19 protein-coding genes are annotated in these 21,891 nt (G+C 32.7%); 7 read left to right on the top strand and 12 right to left on the bottom strand.

What is annotated here, in order from left to right; all coding sequences use genetic code 11:
• Positions 1–671: 671 nt before the first annotated feature.
• The 3 genes from ASJ80_RS01505 to ASJ80_RS01495 form a co-directional block, all read right to left on the bottom strand.
• Positions 672–1,616: a transglutaminase-like domain-containing protein gene (locus tag ASJ80_RS01505; RefSeq protein ID WP_141705176.1), complete on the bottom strand. Its 945-nt coding sequence runs from the start codon at positions 1,614–1,616 to the stop codon at positions 672–674.
• 751 nt (positions 1,617–2,367) lie between these two features.
• Positions 2,368–4,587: a transglutaminase domain-containing protein gene (locus ASJ80_RS01500; RefSeq protein WP_069583525.1), complete on the bottom strand. Its 2,220-nt coding sequence runs from the start codon at positions 4,585–4,587 to the stop codon at positions 2,368–2,370.
• Positions 4,588–5,004: 417 nt separating this feature from the next.
• Positions 5,005–6,183, bottom strand: a complete 1,179-nt coding sequence (locus tag ASJ80_RS01495; RefSeq protein ID WP_141705175.1) for a glycoside hydrolase family 10 protein — start codon at positions 6,181–6,183, stop codon at positions 5,005–5,007.
• Positions 6,184–6,585: 402 nt separating this feature from the next.
• Between ASJ80_RS01495 and ASJ80_RS01490 the strand changes: the two genes are divergently transcribed.
• Positions 6,586–7,626, top strand: coding sequence for a thiamine-phosphate synthase family protein (locus ASJ80_RS01490; protein ID WP_069583523.1), 1,041 nt, complete (start codon positions 6,586–6,588; stop codon positions 7,624–7,626).
• A gap of 236 nt (positions 7,627–7,862) precedes the next feature.
• Positions 7,863–8,885, top strand: a complete 1,023-nt coding sequence (locus ASJ80_RS01485; RefSeq protein WP_069583522.1) for an SIS domain-containing protein — start codon at positions 7,863–7,865, stop codon at positions 8,883–8,885.
• A gap of 182 nt (positions 8,886–9,067) precedes the next feature.
• Here ASJ80_RS01485 and ASJ80_RS01480 read toward each other — a convergent pair whose 3' ends face one another.
• From ASJ80_RS01480 to ASJ80_RS01470, 3 genes are all read right to left on the bottom strand, one after another.
• Complete coding sequence (locus ASJ80_RS01480; RefSeq protein WP_069583521.1) at positions 9,068–9,502, bottom strand: Hsp20/alpha crystallin family protein; 435 nt, start codon at positions 9,500–9,502, stop codon at positions 9,068–9,070.
• Between the two features lie 129 nt (positions 9,503–9,631).
• Positions 9,632–10,252, bottom strand: a complete 621-nt coding sequence (locus tag ASJ80_RS17415; protein ID WP_245837424.1) for an Hsp20/alpha crystallin family protein — start codon at positions 10,250–10,252, stop codon at positions 9,632–9,634.
• Positions 10,224–11,225, bottom strand: coding sequence for an NOG1 family protein (locus ASJ80_RS01470; RefSeq protein WP_069583520.1), 1,002 nt, complete (start codon positions 11,223–11,225; stop codon positions 10,224–10,226). Before ASJ80_RS01470 ends, ASJ80_RS17415 begins: the two co-directional genes overlap by 29 nt.
• A 532-nt stretch (positions 11,226–11,757) precedes the next feature.
• On the opposite strand from ASJ80_RS01470, the gene ASJ80_RS01465 reads away from it, so the two are divergent.
• On the top strand, positions 11,758–12,186 hold the full coding sequence (locus tag ASJ80_RS01465) for a hemerythrin domain-containing protein (protein ID WP_069583519.1): 429 nt from the start codon (positions 11,758–11,760) through the stop codon (positions 12,184–12,186).
• A gap of 362 nt (positions 12,187–12,548) precedes the next feature.
• Here the strand turns inward: ASJ80_RS01465 and ASJ80_RS01460 are convergent, their stop codons facing one another.
• Complete coding sequence (locus tag ASJ80_RS01460; protein WP_069583518.1) at positions 12,549–13,109, bottom strand: TIGR00296 family protein; 561 nt, start codon at positions 13,107–13,109, stop codon at positions 12,549–12,551.
• A 46-nt stretch (positions 13,110–13,155) separates the two neighbouring features.
• The gene (locus ASJ80_RS01455; protein WP_069583517.1) at positions 13,156–14,529 is read right to left on the bottom strand and encodes a TldD/PmbA family protein; all 1,374 of its coding nucleotides are present in this window, start codon (positions 14,527–14,529) and stop codon (positions 13,156–13,158) included.
• A 542-nt stretch (positions 14,530–15,071) separates the two neighbouring features.
• Between ASJ80_RS01455 and ASJ80_RS01450 the strand changes: the two genes are divergently transcribed.
• Both ASJ80_RS01450 and ASJ80_RS01445 read left to right on the top strand, forming a co-directional pair.
• Entirely contained in the window at positions 15,072–16,622 is a 1,551-nt protein-coding gene (locus ASJ80_RS01450) for a homocysteine biosynthesis protein (protein ID WP_069583516.1), read from the top strand.
• On the top strand, positions 16,619–17,005 hold the full coding sequence (locus ASJ80_RS01445) for an NIL domain-containing protein (protein WP_069583515.1): 387 nt from the start codon (positions 16,619–16,621) through the stop codon (positions 17,003–17,005). The genes ASJ80_RS01450 and ASJ80_RS01445 overlap by 4 nt, the downstream gene beginning before the upstream one ends.
• 281 nt (positions 17,006–17,286) lie before the next feature.
• On the opposite strand, the gene ASJ80_RS01440 is transcribed toward ASJ80_RS01445, so the two are convergent.
• Together ASJ80_RS01440 and mch are read right to left on the bottom strand one after the other, a co-directional pair.
• Positions 17,287–17,652, bottom strand: a complete 366-nt coding sequence (locus ASJ80_RS01440; RefSeq protein WP_176720231.1) for a DUF5518 domain-containing protein — start codon at positions 17,650–17,652, stop codon at positions 17,287–17,289.
• Between the two features lie 483 nt (positions 17,653–18,135).
• Entirely contained in the window at positions 18,136–19,098 is a 963-nt protein-coding gene (mch, locus tag ASJ80_RS01435) for a methenyltetrahydromethanopterin cyclohydrolase (protein WP_069583513.1), read from the bottom strand.
• A 263-nt stretch (positions 19,099–19,361) separates the two neighbouring features.
• On the opposite strand from mch, the gene ASJ80_RS01430 reads away from it, so the two are divergent.
• Together ASJ80_RS01430 and ASJ80_RS01425 are read left to right on the top strand one after the other, a co-directional pair.
• Positions 19,362–19,844 (top strand): DUF2975 domain-containing protein, encoded by a 483-nt coding sequence (locus tag ASJ80_RS01430; protein WP_069583512.1) that lies wholly within the window; start codon positions 19,362–19,364, stop codon positions 19,842–19,844.
• Between the two features lie 10 nt (positions 19,845–19,854).
• Positions 19,855–20,070 (top strand): helix-turn-helix domain-containing protein, encoded by a 216-nt coding sequence (locus ASJ80_RS01425; RefSeq protein WP_069583511.1) that lies wholly within the window; start codon positions 19,855–19,857, stop codon positions 20,068–20,070.
• 54 nt (positions 20,071–20,124) lie between these two features.
• On the opposite strand, the gene ASJ80_RS01420 is transcribed toward ASJ80_RS01425, so the two are convergent.
• Positions 20,125–21,054: a TDT family transporter gene (locus ASJ80_RS01420; RefSeq protein WP_069583510.1), complete on the bottom strand. Its 930-nt coding sequence runs from the start codon at positions 21,052–21,054 to the stop codon at positions 20,125–20,127.
• Between the two features lie 45 nt (positions 21,055–21,099).
• A complete protein-coding gene (locus tag ASJ80_RS01415; RefSeq protein ID WP_069583509.1) occupies positions 21,100–21,786 on the bottom strand; it encodes a thymidylate synthase in 687 nt (228 codons plus the stop codon).
• Positions 21,787–21,891: the final 105 nt, after the last annotated feature.

Here is a 21,891-nt window from a genome sequence, read left to right as displayed (position 1 = left end):
AAGACATTTAAAACGCTCTTTTTAGAGTTTAAAACATTTTAAGAGCTTATTTGAAATGCAGATCAGAAGAGACCATAGTGGGTTTATACTTTTATAAATTAAAAGCTCATTGGTATATATTTAAAGTTAAAAATCATTTTAAACAAATTCATAAAGTTCTATTACCATTTTTAAAGGATTATCAAGCTTTTTAATTATGTACATCTAACTAAATAGTGTAAACAGATATTTTAAGTGTGCAATGTTTCTTAAAAACAAATTTAATTAATCAGCACAGCACGTGTATATCTAATTTACTACTATCATAACTCAGGTGTCTTAAACCATTAGTACACAGTAAAAGGAATACTAATTTAATCAATGCATAGCCCTAATCATAATACTAAGCAAACAATGATATTACAATCCTATTAAAAGTATAATTTACATTAATTGCCATATTTAGATATAATAATAAAATAAAAGTTCTTATTTGTCTCATATTACTTTTAGCATAATTTCTGCTAATTTTATATGAATATAAGGACAATAAAACTAGTAAACATATTATAAAATATTAAAAATCTGTTAATTAATTTAAAAATAAGGTAACTAAATAAAAATAAAAAAAAAGCTCAAACACAAATGTTTGAGTTTCAATGTATTTAAGGTGGTTTTCAATAGCCATGTACTTAAAATGATAGACTATTGTGATAACCTTGGAATCTTACTACTTTTCCCCTCATTCCACCAAAGGTGTTTCTGTTGCTTGATGCATCTGCAGTGTACCATCTACCATTGGCTTTTATTACAGCCCATACATGTCCATAGACTTTACCACTAGAAAATCTAACTTTTCCATGGCCATATTTTGCCTGTAAACCTGCAGATCTTGCTAATGCCACCACAAGGTGTGATGTATCCGCACAGTTTCCTTTTCTGTATTTCAATGCACCCGCTGCACCAAGTTTAGTATTGTAGTAAAAGGAATACCTCAAATTATTCCTTACCCATTTAAATATTCTAGCTCCTTTCTGGTACTGTGAATGTGTACCTCTTGAAAGTGAATGAGCTAATGATTTTATGCTTGCACTGTTTGCACTTGATCTGTGATATCTATGAGCTTTACTGGAATGCCTGTAGGTATGAGATTTTTTATATTTGTGAACTTTACCGTGGTATCTGTACCATTTACCATGGTATCTGTACCATTTGTGAGCACGTTTTACTTTCTTTTTATGCCCATATGCATACTTAGGTTTCTCCCCATACGCATATTTAGGAACTGATTTTGTTACTGTATTATTTTTTGCCTTCACTGAATTTTTACTGGATGAAGTTGCTGTTTTATTTTTGTTCACAAATTGTGTAATATTGTTTGTAGTGTTAACAGTCTTTTCAACTGTTTTAGACTTTTTAACGACCCTTTTTTGTGTTTTGATCGGTTTTTTTAGAGTATTTATATATTTATCATGTAAATTTATATCTTTTTGCACATTATGGTGATTACCAGTCTGTGTTGTAGCAGTCCCAACATTTGCTGCGCTTACGCCAGCAATACCAATCAGTGACATACTTGCCACTAATAAGACTGCAAATAACAGTTTCCTCGTAATTATACCGCCTCCAATTGCCAATCATTGAAAAAATCCATTTGAGTTTTTCTCGCGGTTGCCACTAGTTTAACATCATACCTTATAAAGGTTTCGGTAAAAAAGTTTAAACAAAGCATTCCTATAAGCCTAATTTTAATTTAAACCATTCTAAATGGTTTTCATAAAATCAATGAAAGATCATGCATTGAAGTTCAAGCTGGATCATATTCAAAATACACCCTAAGTGAAATTAGAAAGAAAATTAAACTAATGAAATATTAATGCCATGTAAATGGTAGATATGTACCAAATAGAATAAATTAATTATATTATTTAGAACACACCATTATGACCATTATCTTAAGTAATTGAATCATTATAAGACGAGAACATATCCCTCAAATTACCATTTAATCGCCACAATTTATTATCAGAATATTTTAGATTTTTTATATGTAATAACTAATTATATTAAAAACTTAATTATTTGCATAGATATCAAAATCAAAGTTTATAGAAATTTAACACTTTACTTAAATACAATTGGAAATATGACATAATTTAAGAAAAATTAATAAGATATACCCAATATGGTTTTAAACCATTAATATAACTTATTAATAATAAAAAAAGTATTATTTAGTATTAATATTCAAGCAAATTTTAACCTATGTTAAGTTTGTATTTTAAGATTTATAGCATTAAAAATTTTTTTATGTTCAAAAATAAACACTACTAAAACAAAAATGCCCAAAAACTTTCAAATCTATGATCTGAAAGTTTTTGAGTAGATTTAGAAAGGCAGCTCTGCATAGGTACCTTCTATTGTTGATTTATTTTTGTCCCAGTTATTTATTTCACCAAGTGAATTTCTGATGCTTATTCCATCTGCACTATACCATTTACCATTTATATATAACTGTGCCCAGACGTGCCCATATACAGTACCACTTGAAAACTTACAATAACCGTGTACGTATCTTGCTGGAATTCCCGCTGCTCTTGCCAGTGCTATCATAAGATGCGAAGTGTCGACACAATTTCCTGTCTTTGCATTTAATGTGCCTACTGCCCCGTATCTGGTATTGTAGTAAAAGGAATAGCCCAAGTTATCCCTTACCCAGTTAAAGATCTTTTCGCCTTTATCATAGGTCGAAGTTATACCTTTTGTAAGTGACGATGCAAGTGATTTAATTTTAGGGTCGTTTGATTGACAATTATTGGTTGGTTGCAGGTATTTCTGCATTTCGGATGGTAAATCGTTCCATATCCCTGGAGCCATTGTTACATATACAGGTAAATATTTGTTTGTCTTGTAAAAGTTCAATATCTTTGAATACATGTAAATGGCAGATTCATACTGTATCTTTCCCAAAGAACTTGTTGCATAATTTGGTGCAATACCCTTTGTTTCAATAAAGGACTTAATATTCTGTGCAATCTTTAGATATCCTGCTTTATTTATTATCCCATCTATTGTATCTCCAGTAGACTGTACTGGTGAACTAGTACTTTTCAGTGTTATGGGTGTCTTTATTCCGCTGTTTAATTGTAAAAGACTTGCAGTCATTAATCTTAACATATCAGGCATTTTAACCTGAGTTGTACCAATTGTCACATAATTTGGAAGGACATGATTGGTTTCAATATATGCTTTGACTCTGGCTGCAGCATCTTGAATTTGGTCCATTGTGAACTTAATCTGAGTGCCAGTACTGTTTTGACTTGTATATAATTTACTATCTATTAACCCGTACCTAAACAATGCGTATCCTGATGCTCCATTATCCCCAGCTGCTTTAATGTCACTCTGTAATTCGCTTGCTGGTATTACTTTTACATTTTTATCTGAACGGTACGTCTGAAGGCCAGCTATAACCGGTGTTCCGTTAGCCTGGCTAACTATATATTTCACAGTTGAGCCTATCCAGTTTGTACCACTTTTTCCATTACTACTAGTACCTTTTGAACTGTTGTATCCATAGTTGCCTTTATAAAGCATTGGAACCATGAAATCAAGGTATTTTGCAAGTTGAGTATAGTTCTGCCCATAATAATATGCGTTCATTTTTCCTTCAGGCATTAACTCTGCCGAAACTGCTACTTTCGGTTTAATCGATTTTACAGTTTTATACACTTTTTGAACGAAAGATGTTACTGCTGCGGTTGAACCTGAACTTTTATAGGCATTACCTGGATATCTAATATAGTCGAGATTGATTCCGTCTATATTATAATTTTTAACTATTTTTGAAATTGAAGAGATCAATGAATCTATTTTAGATGTGTTGTATCCATATTTTGTTTGATATTTGTACGTGTATTTGTACTTATAGTAATATTTCCATTTATATTTCCATTTACCATTGTATTTGTACCAAGATTTGTACCAAACCTTGTATTTAATTTTTTTATCAGGAACTTTTACTGTATAACTGTATTTTCCCTGAGGATCGATCCAATTACCATTTGCATCCTTAAAACATGTTATCCATGCATGAACCCTAAAACTTGTGCCTTTAAGCTTCTTTAAGAGAGCTGTTAACACGTTTTTATACGAAGGAGCAGATAATAGGTTCGATTTGATGAATATATCTGTAATTCCTGCTTTTTTAATTTCACTTATATTCAATTTGTTCACATCTTCGGCTTTTAGCCATATCCCGCGAACATTTTTATATAATTCAGCTCCTGCGGCGTCAGTAGAATTTTGAACGTTTGTTATATTACTGTTATTTGTTTTCATTCTGCTATCGCTTGAATTCGATGCATTTTTTAGTAAGCTTTGGTTTTGTACTGTGTTAGTAACAGATGCTGTTTTATTTACAGATTCTGTTGTATTTTGAATAGTAAAATTATTTGAAGTATTATTTGTTATATTTTCTTGAATTAAACTGGTGTTTAGGTAATTATCTGTAATCTGCGAATATTCTGTGGCGGCATATATATTAGTTACATTAAACAGCGCTGCAACAAAAAGGAGCAACACTGTAAGCAACAAAAGTCGCTTCATTTTATATTGCCTCCCAGTTTTTTCCAGATGTCAGATCAACACCGATTTGGAGTTATTGACAATTAAAAAGTTGTTGCTTTGAACATATAAAACTTTTGATTTGAAATTTCAAGCGGTATGTTCCTAGTACTTATTTTTAAATTTAAAGCACTCTAAAAAGGAATCAAAATCATATTTTATATTAATAATAACTTGATTTTGTAAGTAACAACTAAAAATTTGTGCAGAATTAAATTAAAAACAATTGAATTAGTAAAATATTACTTTGATATAATTAATAATTATTTATTTAAAATAGATACCAAAACAGCAGGTCTAAATAAAAAATAAATACCCTTTAAATCCTAAAAAATGAATTTAAAGAGATTTTAACTAATTTATTATATTAACCTTTTTATTTTCTGAATTTAAGTAGCTTCAAGTCCAGGCAGGTACGTAAGAGCATCCAAAACCATATCTAAACAGTACAAAACCAGATGCTCCTCCAGCATTTGCAGAATTTACATCCTGTTGTAATGCATTTAAACTCAACGATTTAAGATTACAATCAGAACAGTATGTTGTCAAACCTGCATATACTGGTTTTCCTTTTGCATTGCTTACGATATATTTTATTTTATCAGTTATCCATGCATTATTTGCATTATAATTCCCCTGATAAGTCATTGGAACTAGAAAATCAACGTAATCTGCAAATCTTCCGTAGTCCTGACCATAATAATATGCATTTTTTGTTCCTTCAGGCATTACTGCTGCTGAAAGCTCTTTAGTTACCGTACTTCTGACACTTTTAACGAATGATGTTACTGCATTTACTGCTGCATTTACCCCACCATGCTGTTGATATGCTGCATTACCATATTTGGCAACTCCAGAATATCTTACATAGTCCAGGTGAATTCCAGAAACAGCGTAATTATCATTGATATTTTTAATTGCAGCTATTAATTTCTTATTGTAAGAAGTATCATAGCCTGTTTTTGCCACATATTTGTAAACCGGCTTATATATCCAACCTTTTTTATATTTAGTTACATATTTCCAGGTATATTTCCATTTATAGTGCCATTTACCCCGGTATATATATCTTGATTTGTACCATACCTTCTTTTTAACTTTGTATTTAGATTTAATGCCCCAATACTTCTTTGTTTTTACGTAAACCTTCATTTTCTTACTGTAATACCCTGAAGGGTTTACAAAATGACCATTATAATTAAAACAAACTATCCACGCATGGACTTTTATTCCATACTTCTTTAACTGACTTATAGCATTATTTAATTCACTGTAATGATATTTTCCACTAGTGTCCCTTGTACAAACAAATACATCCGTAATTCCCTTTTTTTTAAGAGCGGCTGCTGAATTTGAATTTAACTTTGCAGCTGATGACGAAAACATCCAGTAGCCCTTCATTGAACTTGTTGACTGTTTAGTCACTTTAGATACATTAGATGATGTAGCGTGGACAGAATTATTTAATGTTTTATTCAATGTTGCATTGGACGTGCCGTTCATTGTGGCAGAATCAACAGCACTAACAGCACCTAAACCCATCAATACAATGCCAAATATCAATACTACAAGCAACACGTGTTGCTTAATCTTATCCCCTCCCTATCCAAAGATAATTTAACCTATGGAAATTTTAGGCATGTATAATGTATTTAAATCATAAATATATAAATATTATGTTTTTAATTTATAAAAAAAAGGTTTATAATAACAATATACAGATATAAAACTCTATTAGGACTAATTATATAAAGTCATAAGGTATAAATTTCAATAATAGCACCATATACATACTTTCAGCCATTTATTTATGCATTAGATCATTTATGTGCTTTAAAACAAAATCAGTCTTTAATCGGGAGCGCATATAAAAAAAAATATGAAAATCCATTTTTATTGAAGTAGTTTATTAGACTAGATAGTACCCTTCCTTATTTTAATCCTAATCCTTATATCTGATTACAGATATAGTAATTAGTTATGGAAATAGAGAATCTGAAAAAAGCCGTTGAAATTATACAAAACTCTGAAGAATTAGCTGCATTTATTCCAGAGGTACGAAGTAATATTGTAATGGCAAAAGAGAACGCAAAAGATGTAAATGACGTGGCAGGAATTCCAGGAAGGATAACAATAGTACATGGTAAACCAAAAGCTTTCGTAGAACCAGAATTCGGAGTATCTTCACACATGGCCAGATTAGTATTAAGCATGATGAAACATGATTCTTCAAAGAGAAGTGCCATGAATATTAAATATAGCCCCAAAATAATTGAAATAAGTGAAAAATTAGGGCTTAAAGTCTCATTTTATGATAGAAATGATGAACCTGAAGACGTGAGGCAAGTAGAAGGCGGTACCATCCCATGGGGTGTTGAGACTGCCGTTAAAAGAATTGGAGATATTCCAGACATTATATATCACAAAGGTGCTTGGGGAAAAGAGCCTTCAATTACTTTAATTGGTACCAGTGCAGTAGATGTTGCCAAAATGGCAGCGTGCATCGCGAGACTTTTCAATACTAAAGAAGGTTATAAAGTAATTTTTACCCCTCCTGCCGAAAAATCAGATCCAAAAAGTTCAGATATATCATGTATCTTCTGTGCAATGGCAAAAGGTGATCCAGAAGTTTCAAAACATGTGCTTTACAATGATGGAGAAGATATGGTAGTTTTAAATATAGCTCCTTATACAACAGGACATCTCCTTGTTATTCCAACAAAGCATTACACCGATTTGAATGAATTAAATCCAGAATCTCTTAAAAATTTATTTAACACTGTAAAAAAAGCAGAAACGCTTATAAAAGAGGTTATACATCCAGATGGGATAAATATAGGAATTAACCTTGGTGAAGTGGCAGGACAACGTATACAACATATCCATGTCCACCTTGTACCCCGGTTTAAATTTGAGTCCAGTTTTATAGGGACAACTGCAAATACTAGGGTTATTAGAGAAAGTCTGGATGAAACCTATACTCGATACATGGAAAAAATTGAGAAATTAACCAATGTTTAAACAATGCAGTTAATGTAAATCTTTAATTGCATATATCCATTAAAGTGAGTTTTCGATGAAGCATTTTAGAAAAAAAGTTTATGTGAACGAATAAAGTAAAGTAATTATACTATAAAATTCTGAAAGTATTAAGGTGAATCCCTGAATATTTAAAATCAAAGAATTGATCAATATTACGCCAAATTAAAATCTTAAAAATGAATTTATGGCATGAAAATTAAGGTTGAGGGAAAATAATGAAGTATAAAATGTATGATGAAATTATAGAACAGCCGAGATCCCTGAAAGATACTTTAAGTGAAGAAAAATCACATATGAAAGAGATTGCAGAAAAGTTTGAAGAATTTGATAAAGTATATCTTTTAGGATGCGGTAGTTCACTTTCAACATGCTATTCTGCAAAAAGCGCGCTTGATTTCATATCAGATAAAAATATAGAAGTTTACACAGGATATGAATTCTTTTACAATAAGAAAATTGAAAATGAGAATGCTGGAGCTCTTTTAACTTCCCAATCAGGAGAAACTGCAGATACTGTCGCTGCTCTTAGGAGGTCACAGCAAAAAGGCATTTACACAGTAGCAATAACCAATGAAAACCAGTGCACAATGATTAAAGAAGCTGATGACACTGTGATTACAAGAGGTGGGCGAGAGAGTGCAATACTTGGAACTAAAACTTATGTAACTCAACTTATGAGCCTGTATGAAATTCTATTCAGCATGAATGATTTCAAAGATGATGATGCCCATAAAATAAAAAAAGAAGTTTTAGGAAATATCGAAAAACTTCCATCTGCAACTGAAGACCTGATTAAAAAAACAGAAAATGAAGGCAAAGAGATTGCTCTAAAATTTAAAGATGAAGACATATTCTACTGCATGGGAAGCGGGCCGAATTATGGGCTTGCATACAAACTTGCAATGACCATGTTCATGGAAGGAGCTTTAAAACATGCGTGTCCCCTATATTCTGGAGAATTTAGACACGGATTAATTGAACGTGCTGAAAAAGATGTTCCAATCGTGTTTTTAAATGCAGATTATCCTGGAGATGACATGACCACGCGTTCCATTGAATTTTGTGAAAAACTGGGAACCAAATCACTCGTTTACAATATGAAAGATTATTCAGATATGAACCATTTAATGTCGCCTTTTTCCCTTGTAATTCCACTTGAATGGTTTATTTACTATCTTGCAGACATTAATAACGAAGATCCAGGGGCTACAAGGCACATTGGGAAGGTTAGATATTAACCTTCTTCTTATTTTTATAGTAAATAAAATAACTTTTTAAACTTAATACATTTCGGATATTTAATTATTTACCATTAATAAAGTAAACTTCTTATATTTTTAAATTCTAGCCATATCAAAAGCAGTTTAAGTTTATTAAGTGAAAAATAAGCTGTTCAGTACCTATTAAAAAGAGAAAAGAATTAGTGAATAGGCACTTCATGCCTTACTTTTTTCTCTGCTTTAGGCATAGTAACAGTTAAAACACCGTCTTCAAGTTTGGCAGCTGCTTCTTCTACTATAACTTTTTCTGGAAGCCTTACAGCTCGTTTTATTTTGCCGTGTCTTCTTCCTTTTGATTTTACTTGAGCCCCTTTTTCCAGTGGAGTCTCTTCATAACCTAAAACTTTAATTTTAAGTTTTTCTTCTGTTAAATCTATTTTTATATCTTCTTTTTTAATTCCAGGAAGATTTGTGCGGACTATTATGTTATCATGAGTTTCAATTAAATCAGTTTCTGGAGCGCTTGTATAACTGCTAATAGATCTTTCAATTTCGTCGCTTACATCATTGATATAATCCATAGCATCATCTATTATCTTATCAATCGAAGTTCTCCTTTTAGGCCTTCCATTCATTATATTTCCTCCATTTAATTCAAACTATGACATACTCATCAAATATCTGTTTAAAAATGAATAAATGGTCATGAATTCATGATCTATTTAAAATAAAGTAAAAATTTTAAAATGAAATTACAGGTATATTTAGTCAACTTTTACCTGGAATCTCTTTTTTTCTTCTAATTTAGGAAGTGTTACTGTTAAGACACCATTATCAAATTTAGCTGATGCTTCTTTGACCTTAACTGCTTCTGGCAGTATTAAAGATCTTCTTGCTTCACCATATCTTCTTTCTTTTTTGATGAAGTTTTTACCTTCCTCTTCTGTTTCTTCTTCAAATTTTGCAAAGATTTCTATTGAGTCATCTGTTAAGTCAATGACTATATCTTCTTTTTTAACACCAGGAATATCTGCTTTAACAATTATATTGCCATCAGTTTCTATTACATCAGTCGCTAGTTTACTCGGAGCAGATGCCGTATATTCAGATAGAGCTTTCTCAAAGTCTCCCCCTCTTTCGCGGAATGTACCTATCATATCATCAAAAAACTTCTGTGCAGCTCCTCTTCCTCTTTCTGCCCTGGCTTCCCATTCTGATTTTCTTTCTGATTCAGGTTCGGTTTCTACTTGAGGTTCATCTGGAAGTTTTTCTACTTCTTCCACTTTAACTTCTTCAGGTTCAGTTGATTTTGACACTGGAACATCTTTTTCAGCTTTTTCCATTTCTAATTCTTTTTTAGTCTTTATTTCCTTTTTTTCCACCATTAAATTCCTCCAGCTCTTCAATTATTAAATCCACGCCAGAACCTTCTGATGCTGAAATCATTAGAGGTTCATTCAGTTTACTAATATATTCATCTAAATACTTATTATTTTCTACCAAATCCATTTTGTTAAAAACACTTATTATTGGAGTGTCAAAAACATGTTTTATTTCTTCATATAACCTCATCTGAGCATCGAGTGGATAACCAGATGTTTCAGATGCGTCGAAAATATATAAAATGACGTCAGCTAAATGTTCCAGTGCAACCATAGCGCGGAGTTCAATATTGTTCATGTCCCTTATAGGCCTGTCAAGAAGTCCGGGTGTATCTATTATCTGGTATTTTTTCCATCTTTTCTCAAAGTGCCCTATTTGAATCCCATGGGTTGTAAAAGGATAGTTTGCAACTTTTGGCTCGGCAGGAGTGATCTGGCGAAGCAGTGTAGATTTTCCAACATTTGGGAACCCTGCTATAACCAGTGTGAATGCTTCAAAATCTATGGTAGGCATATTCCGAAGTTTCCCTTTTACAAAATCTAAGAAGTCAAGTTCCTCTTTTATTTGACGCATCACAGATGCAATTCTACCGAATGCAGCCCGTCTAACATTTGCTGCATTTTCAGACTTTGACCTTCTTACTTTAAACACATATTCATTTTCAATCTTGGATACAATACCTACTGCCCAGTTTAAAGCCCCAAGAGACTTTTTAAGGTCATCTACACCAACCATAACATCGATATAGTCCTGGTAAAACATGTGCATTTGTTCCACCTGCGGTGTCTTATCCAGTAAATTATTTAATGTATCTTTTGTAACTTGACAGGCTGTTTTTATTCTGGCCTCTTCTGTTTTTTTCGCCATTTGATAACGGGGGACCTTGGATGTCCTTACCTTATCGGCTGCTTTTTTGGCCCTTCTAAAGCTTTTATCTAAGATTTCATCAGGCGTTGGTACTGTTGGTATAAACATATAATCACTTTAATTCCTTTAATTAACTTGTTAAGCAAAAAGTATGATAAAAATCAATATTTTAAGGGATTTGAAATCTTTTTTCAAGACTCCAGTATTTTCATAATATGATATTGAATTTCATAAAACAAGTATTTATTTATAAATCACTTTTTTTCTAATTTAGATATATATTTGAGATATATAAAGTTGTAGCTTTAAACAAGTTTTTATTTATTTTCAAACGCTCATGAATTGAATGTTGTGCAAATGTGACTATTTAAATTTATGTAAAATTCTTGATTAAATGAATTAAACTTGTCTGAACAATTTCAACTTAATTAATCAATATTGCAATTTAATGTACAGTACTATTTCTACACATGATCATAGATATGAGCGTTAAAAGGGAGTTATTAGAACTCACTGAATCTTGAATTCTTCTCAAACATGAGTTTCGATTATATATGAAATCAACCCAGTTTTATTAACTATTTGAATAAATTTATTAACTTTCAAAAACATAATATGATTAAACACAGGAGGTATTCAATTGTCAAAAGGAGATGTTTACAAAGTTTTTAAGAAGGATCATGCCCATATTAAAAAATTGTTTAATGAAACCTTAAGAGATACCTCAAAGTATCCTGAAGCCCAGAAAGAACTGGAAGCTAACATGCTTGGTGAAGAACAGTTTCTTTATCCTGCAATGGACTTTATCGATGAAGAATTGGTAAATGAAACCAAAAGAGAAAATGAAGAAGCATTCAGAACAATGGCAAGAATGAAAAATATGAATGAAGAAGACCGTGAATGGGCAGACAGCTTAAGGCGGCTGAATGATCTTGTGGTTCATCACATGGAGATCGAAGAAAAGGAAAATGGACTTTTTGATAAAGCATCTAAGGTTTTAAGTGAGGAAGCAGAAGAGGATATACTCCATTTATACAACGAGCTGAAGTCAGAGAATCTTCCGCCTTAATTAAAAAGAATTAAAACTTTACTTTAGTTTAAAGGGATTAAAAAGAATTTTTTAGTATATTAAAAAAAATTAACAGCCTTATAAATAGCGCATTAATAACTATCAAATAAAAGATCTTGATTACTTTTCAGATTACCCATTGAATTTACAAAGGGAGCTATAAATCTCCTTAGACAGACACATCGTATACAAATATAAGTGATTAAAAAATTTCAAAATGGAATTAAAACTGAGGATAGTTAACCCTAATACATAACATCTGAATTAAATCTTATATCCATCCATTCACGGAATGGAATTTAAAACGTTAGATAAATACAATTAACAAATTTAAGTAATTAAAAAAAATTCCAATCTCATATTCATTCATGAAAAATTTCAGAGTGGAATTTGTATATCTTTACATCATTGTAGAGCCAGCAGTCTGCAGTAAGCCCTGCTTTTGTACAGGTATTATATAAGAACTCCTCTACATTCCATCCCCATTCTACAGCTACTTGCGGAAGTAACAACCCTTTGAATGGGCCTCTTTCTATAATAAGACCATCTTTACCTATTTCAATCTTATCCAGATATTCTTCAGATTTCTCAACCTCAATAATCTCAGGTTTTGTAAGTACACTTACTTCAATTTCAAGGTCATCTATTTCATCAAGGCTTACCGGTGGAAAACGAGGATCATTTACTGCAGCAGATATAGCAACGTCAATTACAGCATTTACAAGTGGCTTAACGGGTTCTGAATAACCTATGCAGCCCCTGAGCATTCCATTCTTATTTAAGGTTACAAATGCACCCATATCTTCTTTTAAAGTATCAGGAACATCTTCAGGTACATCCATAATTTTTCTACGGACTATATAATTTTTTATAGACTCCTTTGCAAGTTTTACCAGAAATTTTCCTTCTTCTTCAGATACCATTAAATTTACCCCCTAAAAAATGAAAAATAAATGAAAAAAAATTAATTTACATTGCCCCTCCAACGGTCGCTTCGCTGACCCTTACATGAGGTCCTCCATCCCCAACAGGAGCAGTTTGACCTCCTTTTCCGCAGAATCCAATGCTTAATTTGAAGTCGCTTCCAACACCGTTCACCTTATTAAGGATTTCCAGGATGTTTCCAGATAAAGATACATCCCTTAAAGGATCTTTTACTTCTCCATTTTCTATCATGAACGACTCAGCAGCATTGAATTGGAAAATACCTTTTCCAGTATCTACTTGCCCTCCTCTGGAACCTTTAAGGTAAATTCCATTAGCCATATCTTCAATTAACTCTTCAAATTTCATATCTCCAGGTTTAAGGTATGTATTACTCATTCTAACAATTGGCTGATCCCCGACTCTAGATCTTGCATTTCCTGAAGATGAAATTCCAAGTTTTGCCGCAGACTCTCTGGAACTTAACAGAGATACAAGCATTCCATTTTTAACCAGCACATTTTCACTGCTTTTTACACCCTCTGCATCGTATGGATAATAACCAAATGCATCCATACTGGCATCATCTATTATTGTAACCAATTCTGATCCAATTTGAGTCCCCATCTTGCCTTTAAGAATTGAATCATTCTGTAAAATTAAATCAGCTTCAGAAGCGTGACCTACAGCTTCATGGATAAATACACCCGTAAGTTCAGGGTCCAATATTACTGGAAATTTCCCCGAAGGTGGCTTACTAGCACTTAAAAGCCTTACTGCCTTATCCGCTGCTTTTCTCCCGAATTTTTCTATATCTTCCTTTTGAAGCACTTCAAATCCACGTGCCCCCCCAATACTTCCATGCCCAAACTGGATCATATCCTCTTCCGCTGCAACAGCGTTTAAAAATACTGCCACCCGAGATTCTTCATTTGTAATTGAAGTACCTTCCGTGTTTAAAAATAAGCTTTTTCCTTCCGCATCAACATAACTTACAGTGGTACTGACTATTTTTTCGATGGTTGCAGCCTGGTTGACTTCATTCATGAGGTCCTTTTTGTCCTCGATTGATACATGGGAAGGTTTTATTTGGGCCTTTGATTTGACACTGTCAACTTTTGACTTAACATCAGCAAGTTCCACATCACTTTTTAATGATTTTACCAGTTTAAGGGCAGTTTCTACGACTTCATCCATCCTTGAAAGCTCGGTTGTAAATGCCGAACCCCATGCCCCATTTTTCAAAACCCTGATAACAGTTCCAAAATCAGACCCGGATCTTATCTCCTGAACTTTACCATCTTTCATAGTAATAGCTGTATTTTGACTATCACTGACTCTTATATCAGCATAATCCACTTTATTTTCTATTTTATTGAGTATTCTCTCAAATAAATCGAGATCTAGTTGATTTGTCATTCATATCTCCCTTTAATTGTTAGTTTTCTCTGTTTATCCAAAATAAATCTACTTAAATTATTGATATTAATATAAATGTTAGTTTAGCCATAAAATATGGCAATTAAGAAGTATCATGTCCCCATCAATTAATAACCACTGGCAGCGATTTTTTTTAAAAGATAGAGCTATTTATATTATGTAATAAGGCCTTTATATTAATTATGTTTAAGCTGGTTGTTGAATTTAATAACCATACCCAAGAGATAAAATTGACATTTCATTATTTAAAATGAGTGATGTTTCTTAAGACCACCATTTGAGTTAAATATATCTTAGAAAAAATGCAATTATGATAAGGTAATATAATTGACAACTTTTGATCTAAAGCTCTTTATTTTAGGGGACGAAAAATTCAGTTATGTTAATTAAACTTTATTACTATTGCATGCGGAGGTAAAATGTACATTAAAACATTTCTAAAACCAAAGCCGACTAAATTAAAATAGATTCAAAATCTATTGCTTTTATAAAATCATTATAATAATATTAGACGTGGTGAAATGAAGACAATTAAAGAGATTAACCAAAAAATCGAAACTGGTGACGCTGTTGTCTTAACTGCTGCAGAGATGACAACTTTTGTTGAACAAAACGGTGTAAAAGCAGCTGCAGAAGAAATAGATGTTGTTACAACAGGTACATTCGGTGCTATGTGTTCTTCAGGAGCATTTTTAAATTTCGGTCATTCTGATCCTCCTATTAAAATGAACAAAACATATTTAAATAATGTTGAAGCCTATTCTGGGCTTGCTGCTGTTGATGCATATATAGGAGCTACTCAATTAAATAGAAATCCCCAAATAGGCATGGATTATGGTGGCTCTCATTTAATTGAAGATTTAATCAGAGGCAAAGAAATAGATCTTGCTGTAGAAGCTTATGGTACTGACTGTTATCCTCGGAAGGAGATAGAAACCACCATTACCCTCGATAAATTAAATCAGGCAGTGATGGTAAATCCACGAAACTGCTATCAAAATTATGCCGTTGCTACAAATTCAACTGAAGAAACATTATACACTTACATGGGAACACTCCTGCCTTATTTTGGGAATGCAAGCTATTCAAGTGCAGGGCAGCTGAGTCCGCTCCTCAATGATCCTTACTTTGAAACCATAGGCATGGGAACTCGAATATTCCTGTGTGGAGGAGAAGGATACATAATCAGCGAAGGAACACAGCACTCTACTGATGCTGAACGTCGAAATGGAGTTCCTATCAGCGGTTCCGGGACATTAATGCTCATGGGAGATATGAAAAAGATGAGCAGCGATTTCGTCAGGGGCGCGACCATGCAGAAATACGGCCCTACATTATATGTTGGTGCTGGAATTCCTATTCCTGTTTTAAACGAAGACATAGCTAGAAGAACAGCTATAAGCGATGAAGACATCGTCTGCCAGGTTGTAGACTATGGAGTTCCAAAGCGCAGCCGTCCAGTTATAAAAGAAACAAATTATAAAGAACTTAAAACAGGTAAAATTGAAATTAACGGCGTGGAAGTTAACGCATCACCATTATCATCCTATAAAAAAGCTGAAGAAATTGCAAATGAACTTAAAGCATGGATAACTAAAGGCAACTTCTTCCTTACAGAACCCATCATAAAATTACCATCGGAAGGGTACACTGTAAATCCACTTGAAATTACAAAGCCTACTACTCTTGTAAAGAATTTAGAAAGCAAACCTGTAATAAGGGCATATCCAACAGAGAGGATAAGCGATGTTGCCAAGAAGCTTGTTGATAACAACATAAACCACTTACCAGTTGTAGATGAAAGTGGCAAGCTTAAGGGAATCGTGACTTCATGGGACATAGCAAATGCTATTGCCAAAGGTAAAACCAAATTGATGGATGTCATGACAAAAAGAGTCATAATAGCACGTGAAGACGAACCTGTGGATTTAGTAGCAAGAAGAATAGATAAACACGAGATTTCAGGGCTCCCAATTGTTGATAAAGATAACAAAGTTAAGGGAATGATCACTGCAGAAGATATCTCCAGATTAATTGGAAAGGAAAAAAATAACGACGAGGTGTGCAAATGAAGGCCTGGCTAAAATTTTCACCGGATATAACCAATAAATCAATAATTTCAGACACAATAAAATCTTATGATATAGATTTCAATATTTTAAGGGCAAATATAACTCCTAAGGGAGGTAAACTGCTGGTTGAAATATCAGGAAATCAAGTTACAGAGAGTATTGAATACATGGAAAGCCAGGGAATTAGTGTAGATCCTATTAAAAAAGTGGTGAAAAAAGAGGAAGAAAAATGCGTGGACTGCGGAGCATGTATTTCTTTATGCCCCGTAAAAGCCATATCTATCTCTGATGACTGGACCATACTGGTAGATGACCAGTTATGCATTGGATGTGCATTCTGCACCAGTTCCTGCCCAATGAAAGCTATAAAAGTCACTGAATAGGATCCAAGGCATTAATTAAATTTAATGCTTTTTAAGCATTAAATTTTTATTTAAATCTATAAACTCTTTTTTTAAATTATTTAATTATATTTTTTTTTTTTTTTTTATAATGCTTTTTTAGCATTAAATTTTTATTTAAATCTATAAACTCTTTTTTTAAATTATTTAATTATATTTTAATGGTTTAATTTTTATAAAAAAGTTAATTTATTTTTAAATTTGATTTCCAATTTATTTAGTTTAATTATAACTTAAAAAAAGTAGAAGAATAAGTTAATTACTTATTCTTGAACTGGAGTTTCTTTTATTTCTGCTCTTATTACAGATCCAAGAACTCCACCAACTATTGCTAAAATTATATCTGCAACCACGTAAATTACCAGATAACTGAGTATGGATGTTATTAAAGATCCATAACCCTGGGCAGCGTATATAATTACCAGTATTATAAGGAATATAACTGCACCTATTACACCCATAATTGTTCCATTAATTGCTCCATCCTTAATTTTTGCTCCAACAATGAACCCGACTGCTATTCCAGCCAGTAAAAAGTCAGCGGTTAATAAACCTGAACTAAGCATTGATAACACACTTAAAATAACGGCAATTATTGTACCAATAATTATAGGTCTCCATTGAATCATATTATTAGCCATATTTTTTCACTTCCTAATCTATATAATAGAAAATTAGTAAGACCTATTTAATAACTTTTTCCAAATTTACACCCAAATTTATACCAGATCAAAGTTATTTAAGAAGTCTCAAGTAATTAGGACATTATCCATTATAACAAAAGCAGGCAAAATAATTAAATCAGTAATTGATTAATTATTTACATTCATTTAATAAAAAAAGGCAAAAATAAGTTTCATATCTTGTTTAAAATAACAATTCTAATTGTAAACATTATCCAATCTGGAAACCTCATAAATTAAGCCATTTTTTGAAAGCTCCATAATAAAGTCACTGACCATTCTCCCCAATGATTTTTACCCAATTCCATGAAACAGTGCAAAATTTAACTTAAACTTAAAAATAGGATATTTTATTGAAATGAAGTTGAAAAATGCATTTTTATACAGCTTAATAAGAAACAAAATAAAAAAAATAAATAATTTCGATTATTATAAACCGAATGATTTTTTAAGGAGATCTACATTTACGTATCCTGCTCTGAAGAGTTCACCTGTTCTTAAATCGTTTATGACCACTTCAGCAGGTGCAAACATTCCTTTGTCAATTTTGTAGAAGTCGTATTCAGCTTCTTTAAATACATCGTAGAATGGTTTTCCGTATCCTTCAGATGCGGATGATGGGAGATTTTCAGCTAAAGCTTTTAAGTCGTCTCCTTCTTCAGACTGGATGTAGTAGTAAGTCCTACCACCGAATAAAACAGCGTCATTTGTTTTACCCATTGCTTTAAGCCCATCTGGGTCAACAGGTGCTATTGGTGCAATTCCTGCAGCAAATTTAACTTTTGTAACGTCAAAGTCTAAAGCTTCCATCATTTTGTATGTACCGTTTTCTACAACTCTTCCTGCTATTTGTATTGAACCTACGATTGATGATGTTGGTGCAACGAGTACTGTTACGTTTTCTGGTGAAACACCGCAGTCTTTTGCAATTGCGTCGGTTACATCAGCGCCAGGTAATTTGTCAGCTTCAAGGGTGAGAATTGCAATATCTGCATCGTCTTCGTAGCCGATTACTTCATAGGTGTGGGCTGGTTTTTTAGCTAATGCCCTTGCAGGTCCTGAACCGAGGGCGAAGAAGTCACCTACGCTTACAGACCATCCTGCTTTTTGTGCTCCAAGGGTTGATATTGCTGGAGAATTGGTTTTGATCTTCACAGAAGGTAACGCAAAGCTTTCGGAGAGGTCTCCTGGAATTGAAATTCCCACTTCTGCAAGTCCTCCAAGACACACTTTTGTGTAAAGTTCCCCTGCTTTAAGGCTTCCAGAAACGTTTACACCAGCGTCGATAACTGTGGAACCGTTTTCAAGCTTTTCTACGCTTATATTTAATTCATCTGCGTTTTTTATCATTAAGTCTACTGTCTTTTTTGCTTCAAGATTGACACTTACCATAATTTCACCTCTAATAGTGTGATATATTAAATGAATACAAAATTTGTTTATCAATGGAGTTTAAGCTGTTGTCCTTTAATTAATTTACTATTTTATTTTTTGGATTTTGAAAAATGTGCCGTTAATGATTACATACTTTCTAAAGTTTGATGATCTAGAAAAACTATTTATATGATGTCAGTGTAATATCAATAAAAATATATTGTAAAACGATAAATAATTTACTATAATCAATATACAATAGTTGAGTGAGGTGTTTTTACTTGAAACGAGGATCAACATTATTTCTAAAAGCAGTAATTCTACTCATCGGAATCGGTGCACTTGCAGGTATAATTATATTTCCCCAGCTTGAAGGTAGAAATATAAACGCCGACCTGTTTAATATTTACTTTCAGGACCCGTTTTTAGCATATGTGTATACAGCATCTATTCCATTTTTTGTTGCGTTATATCATGCATTTCAATTGCTCGGATACATCGGGCAAAATAAGGTATTCTCGCTAGACTCCGTGAGAGCTTTACAAACTATAAAATACTGTGCAATCATATTGAACATTTTAATTGTGATGGCCGCGCTATATATAAGGATATTCCATGCTAAAGGCGATGATCCAGCAGGTTTTATTGCTCTGTGTATTGTGACTACTTTTATTTCGGTTGTAATCGCTGCTGCCACAGCCGTATTTGAAAGACTTTTACAAAGTGCCGTAGACATAAAAAAAGAAAATGATTTAACGGTCTGAGGTAGATAACGTGGGAATTATAATTAATATTGATGTGATGTTAGCTAAACGGAAAATGAGCGTCACTGAACTTTCACAGAAAGTTGGAATAACCATGGCCAATATTTCTATATTGAAAAATGGAAAGGCAAAGGCAATTCGATTTTCAACTTTAGCAAAGATCTGTAAAGCTTTAGACTGTCAGCCAGGAGATATTTTAGAATATAAAAATGATGAGACCGTTTAAATAGCAAAATTCATTAATTTTATAATTTCTTATTTTCATCTAAAAATATTAAATTTAACTTGTTTTCCTATAGTCACCAAATAAAAAGTTCGTATAATGAACCAGTACATAAACAACAAATAAAACCGCCAATAACTCCTCAAAATACCCAATATATTGCATTATTGGCATTTTAAGATTCATATTTGCCAGAAAACTATTTGCATACTGCATTGCAATGGCGCTGATTACCAGTGGAAATGCAAATGCAGAATAACTCGGATAAAACTTTAATTTAAGCATTTTAGGCATGTACAGAAGCACTGCAAAAAACATGACTATTGCTGAAATAACCAGTCCCCAGAAAATATCCATGTTTATCACATCAAATGAACTTAAATATCCTGCCAGGCAGATGCTTGAAGGCGCTGCAAAAATGGTTAACGTAGGGATGGCAGGTTCTGGAAAAGATTTAATTACAAATACCCTATAAAGCATTAAAGGCAATAAAATCAAATAAGATACAAATCCGAAGTAGAATAACACTCTACCGATGTCTGCAGCGTTAAATATCGGCGCCACAATGCTTCCCACTGCAACTCCAACATACACTACAAAATAACATGGGAATACTTTGTTTATATCAAAATTAAAGACAAATTTCCGGGTAAAAATGATTACAATAATAATTTGCATTAAAATCCCGGCAATCCACATGGCATAAGCCTCAGATGGGAAAAAAGAATTAACATACGTCGATAAGACAATGATTCCCATTGGAAATGTTGAAGCAACCCCTGCAACAGCAGGATTATTTAAATCCGCCTTAAGATGTTTAGGATTAGATGCTATTTTTATTAAAATCAACGCTAAAATTAGCGCAGATATAGACCCAAATATAATTTTAAGTATAACTTCTTGAGAAGATACCAGATTTCCTGCTTCCGCCAGACCCAGCATTAAACCAGATATTGGTACAGAAATTTTGTTTAAAATGTCTTTCATACTCTAGTCCTTACTTAAAATAAAAATAATTGATAATTACATTCACTATAAACCAAATAACTGCATGCTTAAAGTTTTCTTAGCGTCATCAAAATTAACTTCATATATGTGGGCACTTATAGAATGAATTGTAACTTCTCCTACTTCTACACCAAGCTGATCAGCAGCATATTTGGTTAAATAAGTTAAACCAACTGCATTAGGGAACCATGCACCGTATATGTCATGTGACCTCCATAAACCAGTTGTATAAAGTTTTCCATCCCTTATTTTGAGATCTACGAGGATCATACAAGGTACTTCATCGACTTTTGTATCAGTAGTCGGGTCCCATGTTACAGAAATGGATCTTCTTGATTCAGTACAGTTTTTAAGCCTATCAATAGCTACCTGAATCTGATCAATGCCCTCAAAGTGTGCTCTCAGGCGGTTTCCGTATGTATAAACAAATCCCTGTTTATCATCACTTATAAACTGCTCAGAATAAATTTTAAGCTTTTCCCCTCTCCAGAAATAACCAGTTGGTATTTTTATATCCTCAAACATGTCATTTTCATCTTTGTTTTTAGACCTCTGTTTTCCAAGGGGGTCTCTTATTGTAACAAGAGTGTTCAAAACTTCTTTTGTTAATGAACCCCTCTCATCATTTATTTCCTTACCTTCTTCCATGATCTTTTTTACAAGTGTTTCCCAGCCGTCTGCTATTTGGTTGACTTCAATTTGAAATGACATGTTATATTCTCCGTTAAATTAAATCTTTATTAAACTGTTATAAATGTAATGTTTTTTGAATATTTAACCCACGTCTGTATTACAATTTATAAAATTAAGTAAATT

Origin of the sequence: Methanobacterium bryantii, from assembly GCF_002287175.1 — an archaeon.
GTDB classification, from domain to species: domain Archaea; phylum Methanobacteriota; class Methanobacteria; order Methanobacteriales; family Methanobacteriaceae; genus Methanobacterium_D; species Methanobacterium_D bryantii.
This window is presented reverse-complemented; position numbering and strand designations above follow the sequence as displayed.

Coding starts and splice junctions, on each gene's coding strand:
- ASJ80_RS01500 (WP_069583525.1), bottom strand. CDS start 4,587: ATGAAGCGACTTTTGTTGCTTACAGTGTTGCTCCTTTTTGTTGCAGCG.
- ASJ80_RS01490 (WP_069583523.1), top strand. CDS start 6,586: ATGGAAATAGAGAATCTGAAAAAAGCCGTTGAAATTATACAAAACTCT.
- ASJ80_RS01485 (WP_069583522.1), top strand. CDS start 7,863: ATGAAGTATAAAATGTATGATGAAATTATAGAACAGCCGAGATCCCTG.
- ASJ80_RS01480 (WP_069583521.1), bottom strand. CDS start 9,502: ATGAATGGAAGGCCTAAAAGGAGAACTTCGATTGATAAGATAATAGAT.
- ASJ80_RS17415 (WP_245837424.1), bottom strand. CDS start 10,252: ATGGTGGAAAAAAAGGAAATAAAGACTAAAAAAGAATTAGAAATGGAA.
- ASJ80_RS01470 (WP_069583520.1), bottom strand. CDS start 11,225: ATGTTTATACCAACAGTACCAACGCCTGATGAAATCTTAGATAAAAGC.
- ASJ80_RS01460 (WP_069583518.1), bottom strand. CDS start 13,109: ATGGTATCTGAAGAAGAAGGAAAATTTCTGGTAAAACTTGCAAAGGAG.
- ASJ80_RS01455 (WP_069583517.1), bottom strand. CDS start 14,529: ATGACAAATCAACTAGATCTCGATTTATTTGAGAGAATACTCAATAAA.
- ASJ80_RS01450 (WP_069583516.1), top strand. CDS start 15,072: ATGAAGACAATTAAAGAGATTAACCAAAAAATCGAAACTGGTGACGCT.
- ASJ80_RS01445 (WP_069583515.1), top strand. CDS start 16,619: ATGAAGGCCTGGCTAAAATTTTCACCGGATATAACCAATAAATCAATA.
- ASJ80_RS01440 (WP_176720231.1), bottom strand. CDS start 17,652: ATGATTCAATGGAGACCTATAATTATTGGTACAATAATTGCCGTTATT.
- mch (WP_069583513.1), bottom strand. CDS start 19,098: ATGGTAAGTGTCAATCTTGAAGCAAAAAAGACAGTAGACTTAATGATA.
- ASJ80_RS01420 (WP_069583510.1), bottom strand. CDS start 21,054: ATGAAAGACATTTTAAACAAAATTTCTGTACCAATATCTGGTTTAATG.
- ASJ80_RS01415 (WP_069583509.1), bottom strand. CDS start 21,786: ATGTCATTTCAAATTGAAGTCAACCAAATAGCAGACGGCTGGGAAACA.